Genomic DNA, 14,030 nt, shown 5'->3' on the forward strand with positions numbered 1-14,030 from the left:
TTCGCGCCGTCTTTTTTCATCATAAAATCGATCAATAGAAGTCTGAAAAGCACCTTACACCAGGTGCTTTTTCTTTAAACTTCTTTACATTAGGTTAGGCAAAACCTTTTTGATGTTTATATACTGAAGGTAAGCCTGACGAGTAAGCAGGCTTGCTCGTCATACTTCAGAAGGTATTGGCGTTTTCAGGTTTTTACCCAATGTGAGCGGGCAACCTGGCTATTCAAAGTATGATAAAGAAACAGGGGGCAAGGGATGTTGCTTAACAAAATTTGTAGTCGTCGGCTGTCGGCAATCAGTTTATGCCTGGCCGTAACATTTGCTCCACTGTTCAGTGTGCAGGCCGATGAGCCTGAAATGATTCCTGGCGACAGCTCAGCGACCGTCAGCGAACAGCCTACCGCGTTGTCACAGCCGCAAGCGCAATCGCCTGCGACAGCGGTAATGGCGGGGATTCAGCCGCTGCCGGATGGGATCTCTGCGGAGAAAGCCCGGGCTGAATTACAATCGCAACTTCCTTCTGGTTATACGCCGGTTTATCTGAATCAACTGGAACTGCTGTATGCCGCCCGCGATATGCAACCAATGTGGGAAAATCGCGATGCGGTGAAAGCGTTTCAGCAGCAGCTGGCGGAAGTGGCCATCGCCGGGTTCCAGCCGCAATTTACCACCTGGGTCGCGCTGCTGACCGACCCGTCAGTCACCGGTCTGGCGCGAGATGCTGTTTTATCCGACGCCATGATGGGCTATCTCCATTTCATCGCCAATATTCCCGTAAAAGGGACGCGCTGGCTGTACAGCGACAAACCTTATGCGCTGGCAACACCGCCGCTTTCGGTGATCAACCAGTGGCAGGTTGCGCTGGACAACGGTCAACTGACGACGTTTGTCGCCAGCCTTGCGCCACAGCATCCGCAATACGCCGCGCTGCATGATTCACTGAAAAAGCTGGTTAGCGACGCTCGTCCCTGGCCACAGTTGACCAGTACCGCGACGTTGCGTCCTGGTCAGTGGAGCAATGATGTGCCTGCGCTGCGTGAGATTTTACAGCGCACCGGTATGCTGGAAGGCGGGCCTAAGATAGCGCTCCCGGGGGATGACGTGGCGGCCGATGTGGTTGTCAGCCCTTCTGCCGTCGCAGTGGAGCCTGCCGCCGTGAAACCTGTCGCCCGGCAATCCACTCAGCGCAGCCAATCCGCTCCGGCAGTCCGTGCGGCTTATGATCGTGAGCTTGTTGATGCGGTGAAACGTTTTCAGACCTGGCAAGGACTGGGAGCGGATGGCGCTGTCGGCCCGGTGACGCGCGAATGGCTGAATGTGACGCCTGCGCAACGTGCAGGGGTACTGGCGCTGAATATTCAGCGTTTGCGTTTACTGCCAGGAGAATTATCAACGGGCATTATGGTCAATATTCCGGCCTATTCGCTGGTTTATTACCAGAACGGCAATCAGGTGTTGGCTTCCCGGGTGATTGTTGGCCGCCCCGATCGGAAAACGCCAATGATGAGCAGCGCGCTTAATAACGTGGTGGTGAATCCGCCCTGGAATGTGCCGCCAACGCTGGCCCGAAAAGATATTCTGCCCAAAGTCTGGAATGATCCGGGGTATCTGGAACGCCACGGTTATACCGTTATGCGCGGCTGGAACAGCAAAGAGACGATTAACCCGTGGCAGGTGGACTGGTCGACCATTACGCCATCGAACCTGCCGTTCCGCTTCCAGCAGGCGCCGGGCGCGCACAACTCGCTGGGGCGTTACAAATTTAATATGCCAAGTTCAGACGCGATTTATCTGCACGATACGCCGAATCACAATCTGTTCCAGAAAGATACGCGAGCGCTCAGTTCCGGCTGCGTGCGTGTGAATAAGGCCTCTGAGTTGGCAAATATGCTGCTTCAGGATGCAGGCTGGAACGATACGCGGATTTCGGATGCGCTGAAGCAAGGTGATACCCGGTACGTCAACATCCGTCAGAATATTCCGGTGAATCTGTATTACCTGACGGCGTTTGTGGGAGCAGACGGACGCACTCAGTATCGTACAGATATTTACAATTATGATCTGACTGCGCGATCCAGCGCACAAATTGTGTCAAAAGCAGAACAATTAATCAGGTAAATGAAGAAGTTCTGATAAATCTGTTGTCGTAATATTGGTCATCGGCAGGGCTGATTCGCTGCAAGCCCCGCCGTTGCTGGGGATGGGCCACCTTGACGTCGGCTTTTTTGCCAGTTAAGGTGCCCCTCGTGCGCCAGAAGTGCATATTAACGAAAACATTTACCTGTAGACCTGATTATCATGGACAAATTTGACGCTAATCGCCGCAAGTTGCTGGCGTTTGGTGGCGTTGCTCTCGGCGCCGCCATCTTGCCTACGCCAGCATTTGCCACACTCTCCACCCCACGTCCGCGTATTTTGACACTGAACAACCTCCATACCGGAGAGTCAATTAAAGCGGAGTTTTTCGACGGAAGAGCCTATATTCAGGATGAATTAGCAAAACTAAACCATTTTTTCCGTGATTTTCGCGCGAATAAAGTGAAAGCCATCGACCCAGGATTGTTCGATCAGCTCTTCCGCCTGCAAGGCCTTTTAGGCACCCGTAAGCCCGTACAGCTCATCTCGGGTTACCGCTCACTGGATACCAATAACGAACTGCGTGCGCACAGTCGTGGAGTGGCGAAAAAAAGCTACCACACGAAAGGGCAGGCGATGGATTTCCATATTGAAGGCGTTTCGTTAAGTAATATTCGCAAAGCTGCGTTATCTATGCGCGCAGGTGGTGTAGGATACTACCCACGCAGTAACTTTGTGCATATTGACACCGGGCCGGCACGGCACTGGTGATCCGCAGACTTAACGAAACAGGAGCAGTATGAACTATCGTATTATTCCGGTCACCGCATTCTCCCAGAACTGTTCATTGATCTGGTGTGAGCAAACCCGTCTGGCCGCGCTGGTCGATCCCGGCGGCGACGCACAGACCATCAAACAGGAAGTGGACGCCAGCGGCGTGACGTTGATGCAGATCCTGCTTACGCACGGTCATCTCGATCATGTTGGCGCGGCGGCGGAACTGGCGAAGCATTATGGCGTGCCAGTGATCGGCCCGGAAAAAGAAGATGAGTTCTGGCTACAGGGTTTACCGGCGCAAAGTCGCATGTTTGGTCTGGAAGAGTGTCAGCCGCTGACGCCTGACCGTTGGCTGAATGAAGGAGATCGTATTAGCGTAGGGAATGTGACTTTACAGGTGTTGCATTGTCCTGGGCATACGCCGGGCCATATCGTCTTCTTTGATGAGTCTTCACGGCTACTGATTTCCGGTGACGTGATCTTCAAAGGCGGCGTTGGGCGCAGCGATTTCCCGCGTGGCGATCACGCTCAGCTGATTGATTCGATCAAGCGTAAATTATTGCCGTTGGGCGATGATGTGACGTTTATTTCGGGTCATGGGCCGATGTCGACGCTTGGCCATGAGCGGCTGCATAACCCGTTCCTGCAAGATGAAATGCCGGTCTGGTAAATTCTTGTCCGGTCTGCAATGGGAAACCACTGTAGACCGGGTAAGCGCCAGGCACTACCTGGCGCTATGATACTTACAGTACGGCGACAATGGCTTCGCACAGCGGAGCCATGTTATCCGGCGTCATTCCAGCCACGTTGACGCGACCAGAAGCCACCGCATATACGCCAAACTCTTCACGCAGACGCAGTACCTGCTCTTTCGTCAGGCCGCTGAATGAGAACATGCCATTCTGTTTGGTGATAAAGCTGAAATCGCGATCTGCGCCTTTTTCCTGCAACGTATTGACGAACAACAGACGCATGCGCTGAATACGCTGGCGCATATCGGTCAGTTCCTGTTCCCAGATAGCACGCAGGGCATCGTTGCTCAGGATAGTCGCTACAACGGATGCGCCGTGTGCCGGAGGGTTAGAGTAGTTGGCGCGAATGGCAGATTTCATCTGGCTGAATGCGCGGTCAACGGTTTCCGCATCTGCGGCAACCAGCGTACAGGCACCGACACGCTCGTTATACAGGCCAAAGTTTTTAGAGTAGGAACTGGCGACGATCAGCTCTTTATGCAGCGCTGCGAACGCACGCAGACCTTCCGCGTCCTCTTCCAGACCGCGAGCAAAACCCTGATAGGCGAAGTCAAACAGCGGCAGCCAGCCTTTTTCGACAGAAAGCTGAGCCAGCGTTTGCCACTGTTCCAGCGTCGGATCGATACCGGTTGGGTTATGGCAGCAGCCATGGAACAGAACGACGTCACCAGCCTGCGCGTTATTGAGGCTTGCCAGCAAGGCATCGAAATCAAGCGCGTGGTTTTCTGCATCGTAATAAGCGTATTCGCACACTTCCAGACCGGCAGAATTAAACACGCCCTTATGGTTTGGCCAGCTTGGATTACTTACCCACACGCGTTTTGCCGCCGTATTTTTTGCCAGGAAGTCCGCGGCAACACGGAGCGCGCCAGTACCGCCTGGCGTTTGCGCGGTGCGAGCGCGTTTGTCATTGATCAGCGCGCTACCTTTGCCAAACAGTAATTCCTGCGTGCAACGGCCGAATTCTGGAATACCATCAATACCGAGATAGTTTTTGGTGGTTTCATTTTCCAGTAAATACTGCTCGGCTTTTTTAACGCTGGTTAACACCGGCGTTTTGCCTGTCTCATCTTTATAGACACCGATACCAAGGTTAATTTTTCCGGGACGGTCATCGACACGAAACAGATCGGCCAGGCCCAGAATAGGGTCGGCAGGGGCGGCGGTAATGTTCTCAAACATGACGAGGTTCCATTGTGGTTACAGAAGGGAAATCCGTAATCAGGTTAACGGCAGATTTACAAAATGCCAACTGTTAGTGACAAAAAGCCTGAGTGTTTTTTTAAGACGCCAGATTTTGCTGGCAGACATAAAAAAACAGGACCGAAGTCCTGTTTTTTAGGCATTTAACAAAGAGGTCTGCTGATTAGAACTGGTAAACGATACCTACAGCAACCGTGTCGTCAGAGCCTACGCCCAGTTTGTTGTCAGAATCAATCTGGTTGATGATGTAGTCAACATAGGTGGACATGTTTTTGTTGAAGTAGTAAGTCGCGCCAACTTCTACGTAGTTGACCAGATCTTCGCTACCCACGCCTTCAACGTTTTTGGCTTTGGACTTGGTGTAAGCGATGGACGGACGCAGACCGAAGTCGAACTGATACTGAGCAACTAACAGGATGTCCTGAGTTTTGTTGGCGAAGCCGCTATTGTTAGTAAGGCCGTTGGTGAAACGGGTAGCGTTACGGGTTTCGCCATAGTTTGCTGCCAGATAGATATTGTTGGCGTCATATTTCAGGCCAGTAGCCCACTGCTCAGCTTTTTCACCGTTGCCATAGAATGCAGCTTCCTGAGCGTTAGTACGGTCAGCGGCACCGTAAGCACCAACGATACCAAAGCCTTCGAATTCATAGCTCAGAGATGCACCCCAGCCGTCGCCGTTGGAGCGGTTGGCGCTGTCACGCTCGTTTTTGCCCAGGTACTGAACGCCGAAGTTCAGGCCGTCAACCAGACCGAAGAAGTTGGAGTTACGGTAGGTTGCCACACCGCCAACACGGCCAACGAAGAAGTTGTCGCTGTATGCGGTGTCACCACCAAACTCTGGCAGCATATCGGTGTAGCCCAGTGCATCGTAAACGATACCGTAGTTACGACCGTAGTCCAGAGAACCCGCATCGCCGAATTTCAGACCAGCAAATGCCAGACGGGTTTTGTTGCCAGACTGAGCGTCAGAGCCTTCAGAGTTGTTACCCTGGAACTGGTATTCCCACTGGCCATAACCGGTCAGTTGATCGTTGATCTGGGTTTCACCTTTAAAGCCCAGACGCGCATAGGTCTTGTCGCCATCACCTTCGTAGCTGTTTTTGCCGTTGTCTTTAGAGAAGTAGTGCAGCCCTACCGCTTTACCGTAGATGTCCAGCTTGTTGCTGTCTTTGTTGTACACTTCGGCTGCGTTTGCGGCGCCAGCTGCCAGCAGGGCAGGGATTACCACTGCCAGGATATTACGCTTCATCATTATTTATTACCCTCATTGGTTTTTATATGACACCTGCCACTGCCGCCAATAAATTCTGTCAATAAAAATTTACGGAACTATTGATGAGAGTTTGGTGTCTTTATGTGTCTGACAAGCATCTTTCCATTCAAACCACCGTTTCGCTACCGTGAAAGTGCTACAAAGATAAAGAATTAGTTTCAAAAAGAAAAAATGTGTAACTAAATGTTTTATTTTTGGCGCTTTGTGAACGACTTCAAATTTCAGGCCAATTTCAGCCACCATTTCCCATTTTTATTTCTATTTATATGATTTCCTTATGTTTAATTTTTCTAAACATAGCACTTACTGCAAATGTGATTGAACGAGGGTGTGATTGATAACTTTTTTCAGACGTCTGGAATGCCGTGCGATTGATTAAAAATTATGCTATCAGGTGAGGAAAAACTAATCCGCAATGATCGGAGGGATTATTTTTTGTACTGAGATGTTGCAATGAAATATCAGGTAACAGGAAGGGGGAGTTGAGGGGCTTGTTTTTAGATTTGTTTACTTCTTATCCATAAAACTTGACATTCTGAGAGAGAAAAGGCCAGCAAAGCTGGCCTTCTAAAATCAGAAACTGGCGTTACGTGGAGTACGCGGGAACGGAATCACATCACGAACGTTTTGCACGCCGGTGACATAAGCGATCAGACGTTCGAAGCCGAGACCGAAACCTGAATGCGGAACAGTACCGTAGCGGCGCAGATCGCGATACCACCAGTAATCTTCTTTATTCAGGCCCATTTCCGCCATACGGGCATCCAGTACGTCCAGACGCTCTTCACGCTGGGAACCCCCAATGATTTCACCAATGCCCGGCGCCAGAACATCCATTGCCGCCACGGTTTTACCGTCTTCGTTAAGGCGCATATAAAACGCTTTAATGTCTTTCGGGTAGTTTTTCACTACCACTGGCGCTTTAAAGTGCTCTTCTGCCAGATAGCGTTCGTGCTCAGAGGAGAGATCCACACCCCAGTAAACCGGGTTTTCGAATTTCCTACCGCAGTTTTCCAGAATTGTGACCGCATCGGTGTAATCAACCTGGGCGAAGTCCGCATCAATAAAATGTTCCAGACGAGAAATCGCATCTTTATCGACACGCTCGGCGAAGAATTTCATATCATCCGCGCGTTCAGCCAGTACGGCTTTGAAGACATATTTCAGCATCGCTTCGGCAAGGCCAGCTACGTCATTCAGGTTGGCAAAGGCGACTTCCGGCTCCAGCATCCAGAACTCAGCCAGGTGGCGGCTGGTGTTGGAGTTTTCTGCACGGAATGTAGGGCCAAAGGTATAGATTTTGGACAGGGCGCACGCATAGGTTTCGCCGTTCAACTGGCCGGATACGGTCAGGAAGGACTCTTTACCGAAGAAGTCTTTATCAAAATCGACTTTGCCCTGGTCGTTACGCGGCAGGTTTTCCAGATCCAATGTTGATACACGGAACATTTCACCCGCGCCTTCGGTATCGGAGGCGGTAATCAACGGCGTCGAAACCCAGAAGAAACCCTGCTCGTCAAAGAAACGGTGCAGCGCTTGCGCCAGCGTATGGCGCACACGCGCGACTGCGCCAATCATATTGGTGCGCGGACGCAGGTGCGCGACTTCACGCAGATATTCGATACTGTGGCGTTTTGCCGCCATCGGATAGGTATCAGGATCTTCAACCCAACCGGTTACTTCAACCGTGGTGGCCTGAATTTCAAAACTTTGCCCTTGTCCTGGAGACGCAACGACTTTACCCGTGACGATAACCGAGCAGCCGGTTGTCAGACGCAATACGTCTTCATTGTAATTGGGCAGAGAATTATTAATGACAGCCTGTACAGGATCAAAGCAGGAACCGTCATAAACGGCGAGGAAGGAGATGCCAGCTTTTGAATCTCGGCGGGTACGCACCCATCCGCGCACGGTGACTTCGCTGTCAACGGCTACGCGGCCCTGGAGTACGTCGGCTACAGGCACAACGCTCATAATATTCTCTCTGTTAATAGTCGGAAAAAATAAACACTTGTCCACCCTGCTTGGGGGGATACCTATGTTACCTGGCATCTGCAATCAGACAAGCAGAATTCGCAGCTGGAACGAAAGATTTCGGAAATAAACATGAAAAGGGAAGCAAAGTCGCGATAAGACGTGCTTTCTGTCGACCGGATAGCGGCGCAAGCGCGTTATCCGGCCAACAATGATTAACTGGCTTTCTTTATATGAGGAAGGTCAAAAGCTTTACGTAATGCACGCACAAAAGCTTTGTCATGACAGATTGTTTTCCCCGGGCTGTCTGACAATTTGGCGACCGGTTTGCCGTTACATTCCACCAGCTTGATGACAATATTGAGCGGCTTCACCTGCGGGATATCGCAGGTCAGACGGGTGCCAATACCAAAGCTCAACTGCACGCGTGAAGAGAAGTGACGATAGAGATCGACTGCTTTCTTCAGATCGAGGTTATCTGAGAAGACCAGCGTCTTACTCAGCGGGTCAATGCCCAGCTTCTGGTAATGGGCGATGGCTTTTTCACCCCATTCAACCGGATCGCCAGAATCGTGGCGTAAGCCCTGATAACGCGTGGCAAATTCGGTTCCGAAGTCGCGTAAGAAAGCGTCCATCGTGATGCAGTCCGTCAGCGCGATACCGAGCTGGTTAGGGTATTCATTCAGCCAGGCGGCGAGAGCTGCGCGCTGACTGGTTGCCAGATCCGGGCTGATTTGCTGATGCGCCTGGAACCATTCATGCGCCTGAGTGCCCATAGGCGTAAGCGATAGCCGACGGGCGAGATCGTAGTTACTGGTGCCGACAAACCACGGTTCTTGCTGAAGGCGTTTGACGATGGCCTGCTGCACTTCGCGAGAGAAACGGCGACGGGTGCCGAAATCCATCAGATGGAAGCGGGACATATCGAGATCGGCGGTTAATGCAGAGAAATCGACGAGTTTACTCTCCAGCGCATCAAGCGCCTGCGCCACACCCATTTCCGGCGAGCGGTAACGGTGCACCAGTTCGCTGATCACCGCCAACAGCGGGACTTCCCACATGATGACTTCGCGCCACGGACCGGTTAAGCGGATGTTTAGCTTCCCGTTATCGTTGGTCACGCAGACCTGTTCCGGGTTATAGCGGAAGTCACGTAACCAGTTGAGATAATCAGCTTTAAAGAAGGGCAGGCCGGAGAGCCACTGGAACTCGTCCTCCTGAAGTTGCAGGTGTTGCATTGCATTCACCTGCTCGCGAATAGCGTCGGCGTAAATACCGAGCAGGTCGTCACCACGGCAACGAAATTCAGCCGCTACATGCACATCATAGTAGTGGTGAAAAACGGCTTGCTGCATATGCAACTTATAAGCGTCTGTATCCAGCAACGAGTGCAGAACAGGAGAAGCGAATTGTGTCATAGGTGCGCAGTAGCATCCTCTCACGGGAGCGTTTAGTACAATAAACAACTAAGAAAACCGCTGGAGTATACCTTGTTTAGCGATTTATTGAACCCCGATCACAACATAAGCTGTCTTTGCGGTCGAGTGCATTTCGTGCCGCGTGTTATGAAAATGTAGAACGTATGCTATTAACTCTTTGAATTTAATCACTGTTAGCCCCCGATGCCGCGCCCCGAGGGGCTGGTGGAGACAATGTTCATCCCGCCCCCAATAATCAAATTGATCAGATCGTGAAATATCGACGCGTAAGAATCATCTTATCGTTTATTTTTTCTTCAAAAATCATTCTGCATTACCGGATAACAGGGCGATTCTATGACTTCTGTCCTTGATTTCATCTGAATCCGTCATGTATCATTTTCGCGATAAAGTATCGCAGAGCCTGTTCGAACCCAGGAAAACCCTCTATTACCTGGGCTTATCAATATTGAATCTTTATTCTCAAAGGCTTAAAGGGTATGAAAACGTGCCCGGCTGATGCTTTTATTACCTGATTATTTATGCGCGACTCACCGCTCCGACGGGTTCATCGTCAGGCAATTTAACCATGCTCATCTTGTTTGTCTTTGCCTTGATGGGGTTAAAAATAGCCTTTCGGACTTGTTATATTTTATGAGCGCAATGATTATTTGAGATAAAAACGATGAGTGATATTGATTTTGTTGTTTTATGGGTTGATTCAACCGATGTAGCCTGGCAAGAAAAGTTTACTGAGTTCAAAGGAAAAGGTAGCCACGGTGAGAGAGCCGTCCACCCTGCGCGGTTCAGGGATATGGGTATCTTTAAATATTGGTTCAGATGTGTCGAAAAATATGCGCCATGGGTAAGAAAAGTACATTTGGTTACCTGTGGACAAATTCCGTCATGGATCAATGTTGAACATGAAAAATTAAATATTGTCTTTCATGATGAGTTTATTCCGTCGGAATATTTACCAACGTTCAACTCTAATACGATAGAGCTAAATCTTCATCGGATAAAAGATCTCAGTAATAAATTTGTTTTATTTAATGACGATACGTTCATTACCTCTCCTTTGCGGGAAGATTTTTATTTTGATAATGGCTATCCTAATGACTTCCTCATCATAAAAAAACAATCACCTAAAAATAAAGATGAGATCATAATGAGGTCGTCAGAATTTCTTAATGTCAGTGTTTTAAATACGCATATTAATAAAAAAACAATAATCAAAGAAAACAGACGTAAATACTATAGCTTACGTTATAAAAAAGGTCTGTTGAAAAATTTTATGAACCGCCGTGCAAGTTATTTTGAAGGCTTCTACGGTAAGCATCTTCCCCAGCCATTCCTGAAAAGTACATTCACTGAGATATGGCAGGCCGAAGAGGAGTTGTTGAAAAAATCATCAAGCAAAAGGTTCAGAGAGCCATTATGTTTAACGCAGTATTTATTCAGGTACTGGCAACTGGCCCACGGTAACTTTAATCCTAAGAACCCGGAAGGGCGTGGAGTATATTTCAATTTGTCGTCCAGTAACATAAACGAGGCCATCAAGACGCTGTCAAATGGCACCGCGCAGGCCTGTTTTAATGACACTGAAAAGTTACACGATTTTGAAAAGGTAACGACTACGCTAAGAAATGCCTTTGAAATGAGGCTTGGTCATAAATCAAGTTTTGAGATTTAAGCCTGTGGTTCTCATTGTACTGGCGATGTGACGTTTTCATTTGGCTGGCGGGTGCCTGAACGGCCTCCGTGATTTTAAACGTGATGCCTTTATGTTATAAAAATGTAGCAAAAAGAGTGTTTGTGTCTGAAAAGATGAACATTCTGCATAGCGCGATTTCGACAACAGGAATAGACTGGAGTCGGGACTCTACAAAAGATGCTAAAGGTTTTTTATGACACAACAGCCACAAGCCAAATACCGTCACGACTACCGTGCCCCGGATTACCAGATTACTGACATTGATTTGACCTTTGACCTGGATGCTGAGAAAACCGTCGTTACAGCACTGAGTCAGGCTGTCCGTCATGGCGCATCTGACGCGCCCCTTCGACTGAACGGTGAAGATCTGCGACTGGTATCCCTCCATGTAAACGATGCGCTGTGGACTGACTACAAAGAAGAAGAGGGCGAGCTGGTGATCGGCAGCCTGCCCGAGCGCTTTACTCTGCGCATTGTGAATGAGATCAGCCCGGCGGCGAACACGGCGCTGGAAGGCCTGTACCAGTCAGGCGACGCGCTGTGTACGCAGTGTGAAGCGGAAGGTTTCCGCCACATAACCTGGTATCTCGACCGCCCGGATGTGCTGGCGCGTTTTACCACCAAAATCATCGCCGATAAATCCAGATATCCGTTCCTGCTTTCCAACGGCAACCGTATTGCGCAGGGTGAACTGGATAATGGCCGTCACTGGGTGCAGTGGCAGGACCCGTTCCCGAAACCCTGCTACCTGTTTGCGCTGGTGGCGGGCGATTTCGATGTACTGCGCGATACCTTCATCACGCGTTCTGGCCGGGAGGTGGCGCTGGAACTGTACGTTGATCGCGGCAATCTGGACCGTGCGCCGTGGGCGATGACTTCGCTGAAAAACTCCATGAAATGGGATGAAGAACGCTTCGGCCTGGAGTATGACCTCGACATCTACATGATCGTGGCGGTGGACTTCTTCAATATGGGCGCGATGGAGAATAAAGGTCTGAACGTCTTTAACTCCAAATATGTGCTGGCCCGCACCGATACGGCGACCGACAAAGATTATCTCGACATTGAGCGTGTTATTGGTCACGAATATTTCCACAACTGGACGGGTAACCGCGTTACCTGTCGCGACTGGTTCCAGTTGAGTCTGAAAGAAGGCCTGACCGTTTTCCGCGACCAGGAATTCAGTTCCGATCTCGGCTCCCGCGCGGTGAACCGCATCAGCAACGTGCGCACCATGCGCGGTCTGCAATTTGCTGAGGACGCGAGCCCAATGGCGCATCCTATCCGCCCGGATAAGGTCATTGAGATGAACAACTTCTACACCCTGACCGTCTACGAGAAGGGCGCGGAAGTGATTCGCATGATCCACACGCTGCTGGGCGAAACGAATTTCCAGAAAGGGATGCAGCTTTATTTTGAGCGTCATGACGGCAGCGCCGCTACCTGTGATGACTTTGTGCAGGCGATGGAGGATGCGTCGAATGTCGATTTGTCTCACTTCCGCCGCTGGTACAGTCAGTCCGGCACGCCGGTTGTCAGCGTACGGGACGACTATAACCCGGAAACGGAACAGTACACGTTGACCATTAGTCAGCGTACGCCTGCGACGGCGGATCAGGCAGAAAAGCAAGCGCTGCATATTCCGTTCGCGATTGAGCTGTACGACAACGAAGGCAACGTTATTCCGTTGCAGAAGGGCGGTCATCCGGTCAATTCCGTGTTGAATGTAACCCAGGCGGAGCAAACCTTTGTCTTTGACAATGTGTATTTCCAGCCGGTGCCAGCACTGCTGTGCGAATTCTCCGCGCCGGTGAAACTGGAGTACAAATGGAGCGATCAACAACTGACGTTCCTGATGCGTCATTCGCGCAATGATTTCTCACGTTGGGACGCGGCGCAAAGCCTGTTGGCGACGTATATTAAGCTGAACGTTGCGCGCCACCAGCAGGGGCAGCCGCTGTCGCTGCCGGTACATGTGGCGGATGCCTTCCGGGCGGTTCTGCTGGATGAGAAAATTGATCCGGCGCTGGCGGCGGAAATTCTGACGTTGCCTTCGGTGAATGAGATCGCGGAACTGTTCGAGATCATCGATCCGCTGGCGATTGCCGAAGTCCGCGAAGCGTTGACCCGCACGCTGGCGGCGGAACTGGCAGACGAGTTCCTGGCAATCTATAACGCGAATCATCTTGATGAGTACCGCGTTGAACACGCCGACATTGGCAAGCGTACGCTACGCAATGCCTGCCTGCGCTTCCTGGCCTTTGGTGAAACCCACCTGGCGGATACGCTGGTGAGCAAGCAGTACCATGAAGCCAATAATATGACCGATGCGCTGGCGGCGCTGTCGGCGGCGGTCGCGGCGCAATTGCCGTGCCGTGACGCGTTGATGCAGGAGTATGATGATAAGTGGCATCAGGACGGACTGGTCATGGATAAATGGTTTATCCTGCAATCCACCAGCCCGGCGGATAACGTGCTGGAAACGGTGCGTGGCCTCCTGAAGCATCGTTCTTTCAGTATGAGCAACCCGAACCGTATTCGTTCGTTGATTGGCGCATTTGCCGGGAGCAATCCGGCGGCGTTTCATGCTGAAGACGGCAGCGGCTATCAGTTCCTGGTCGAAATGCTGACGGACCTCAACAGCCGTAACCCACAGGTAGCATCACGCCTGATTGAACCGCTGATTCGTCTGAAACGTTACGATGCGAAGCGCCAGGAAAAAATGCGCGCCGCGCTGGAGCAACTGAAAGGGCTGGAAAACCTCTCTGGCGATCTGTTCGAGAAGATTACCAAAGCGTTAGCCTGATAATATTGCCGGATGCGTCCGGCCTACCATTTACGTG

Annotated in this window: 9 protein-coding genes; 5 read left to right on the plus strand and 4 right to left on the minus strand. The window is 50.8% G+C overall.

The annotated features are described in order from the left end of the window. Positions 1 to 255: 255 nt before the first annotated feature. The 3 genes from ldtD to OGX93_RS08600 all read left to right on the plus strand — a co-directional run bounded on the left by ldtD (position 256) and on the right by OGX93_RS08600 (position 3,523). The gene (gene ldtD / locus OGX93_RS08590; RefSeq protein WP_286449305.1) at positions 256 to 2,118 is read left to right on the plus strand and encodes a L,D-transpeptidase; all 1,863 of its coding nucleotides are present in this window, start codon (positions 256 to 258) and stop codon (positions 2,116 to 2,118) included. Between the two features lie 180 nt (positions 2,119 to 2,298). Continuing rightward, complete coding sequence (mepK, locus tag OGX93_RS08595) at positions 2,299 to 2,847, plus strand: peptidoglycan L,D-endopeptidase MepK (RefSeq protein WP_012132998.1); 549 nt, start codon at positions 2,299 to 2,301, stop codon at positions 2,845 to 2,847. A gap of 28 nt (positions 2,848 to 2,875) precedes the next feature. Then, positions 2,876 to 3,523, plus strand: coding sequence for an MBL fold metallo-hydrolase (locus OGX93_RS08600; protein ID WP_012132997.1), 648 nt, complete (start codon positions 2,876 to 2,878; stop codon positions 3,521 to 3,523). Between the two features lie 73 nt (positions 3,524 to 3,596). Here the strand turns inward: OGX93_RS08600 and aspC are convergent, their stop codons facing one another. The 4 genes from aspC to pncB form a co-directional block, all read right to left on the minus strand. Then, a complete protein-coding gene (gene aspC, locus OGX93_RS08605) occupies positions 3,597 to 4,787 on the minus strand; it encodes an aspartate transaminase (RefSeq protein WP_286449304.1) in 1,191 nt (396 codons plus the stop codon). A gap of 184 nt (positions 4,788 to 4,971) precedes the next feature. Then, the gene (ompF, locus tag OGX93_RS08610) at positions 4,972 to 6,060 is read right to left on the minus strand and encodes a porin OmpF (protein ID WP_012132994.1); all 1,089 of its coding nucleotides are present in this window, start codon (positions 6,058 to 6,060) and stop codon (positions 4,972 to 4,974) included. A gap of 594 nt (positions 6,061 to 6,654) precedes the next feature. Next, positions 6,655 to 8,055 carry an asparagine--tRNA ligase gene (asnS, locus tag OGX93_RS08615; protein ID WP_114848414.1) on the minus strand — a complete coding sequence of 467 codons (1,401 nt, stop codon included), beginning with the start codon at positions 8,053 to 8,055 and terminating at the stop codon, positions 6,655 to 6,657. Positions 8,056 to 8,270: 215 nt separating this feature from the next. Then, positions 8,271 to 9,473 (minus strand): nicotinate phosphoribosyltransferase, encoded by a 1,203-nt coding sequence (gene pncB, locus OGX93_RS08620; RefSeq protein WP_071258278.1) that lies wholly within the window; start codon positions 9,471 to 9,473, stop codon positions 8,271 to 8,273. A 685-nt stretch (positions 9,474 to 10,158) separates the two neighbouring features. Here pncB and OGX93_RS08625 point away from each other — a divergent pair. Both OGX93_RS08625 and pepN read left to right on the plus strand, forming a co-directional pair. Further along, entirely contained in the window at positions 10,159 to 11,166 is a 1,008-nt protein-coding gene (locus OGX93_RS08625; protein ID WP_012132987.1) for a stealth family protein, read from the plus strand. A 214-nt stretch (positions 11,167 to 11,380) separates the two neighbouring features. After that, entirely contained in the window at positions 11,381 to 13,993 is a 2,613-nt protein-coding gene (gene pepN, locus OGX93_RS08630; protein WP_286449303.1) for an aminopeptidase N, read from the plus strand. The last annotated feature ends 37 nt before the right edge of the window (positions 13,994 to 14,030 follow it).

The organism is Citrobacter sp. CK195 (genome assembly GCF_030333365.1).
Taxonomy (GTDB): Bacteria; Pseudomonadota; Gammaproteobacteria; order Enterobacterales; family Enterobacteriaceae; genus Citrobacter_B; species Citrobacter_B koseri.

Bases quoted from the DNA above. Each gene is read 5' to 3' on its own strand.
- ldtD (WP_286449305.1), top strand. From the start codon at position 256: ATGTTGCTTAACAAAATTTGTAGTCGTCGGCTGTCGGCAATCAGTTTA.
- mepK (WP_012132998.1), top strand. From the start codon at position 2,299: ATGGACAAATTTGACGCTAATCGCCGCAAGTTGCTGGCGTTTGGTGGC.
- OGX93_RS08600 (WP_012132997.1), top strand. From the start codon at position 2,876: ATGAACTATCGTATTATTCCGGTCACCGCATTCTCCCAGAACTGTTCA.
- aspC (WP_286449304.1), bottom strand. From the start codon at position 4,787: ATGTTTGAGAACATTACCGCCGCCCCTGCCGACCCTATTCTGGGCCTG.
- ompF (WP_012132994.1), bottom strand. From the start codon at position 6,060: ATGATGAAGCGTAATATCCTGGCAGTGGTAATCCCTGCCCTGCTGGCA.
- asnS (WP_114848414.1), bottom strand. From the start codon at position 8,055: ATGAGCGTTGTGCCTGTAGCCGACGTACTCCAGGGCCGCGTAGCCGTT.
- pncB (WP_071258278.1), bottom strand. From the start codon at position 9,473: ATGACACAATTCGCTTCTCCTGTTCTGCACTCGTTGCTGGATACAGAC.
- OGX93_RS08625 (WP_012132987.1), top strand. From the start codon at position 10,159: ATGAGTGATATTGATTTTGTTGTTTTATGGGTTGATTCAACCGATGTA.
- pepN (WP_286449303.1), top strand. From the start codon at position 11,381: ATGACACAACAGCCACAAGCCAAATACCGTCACGACTACCGTGCCCCG.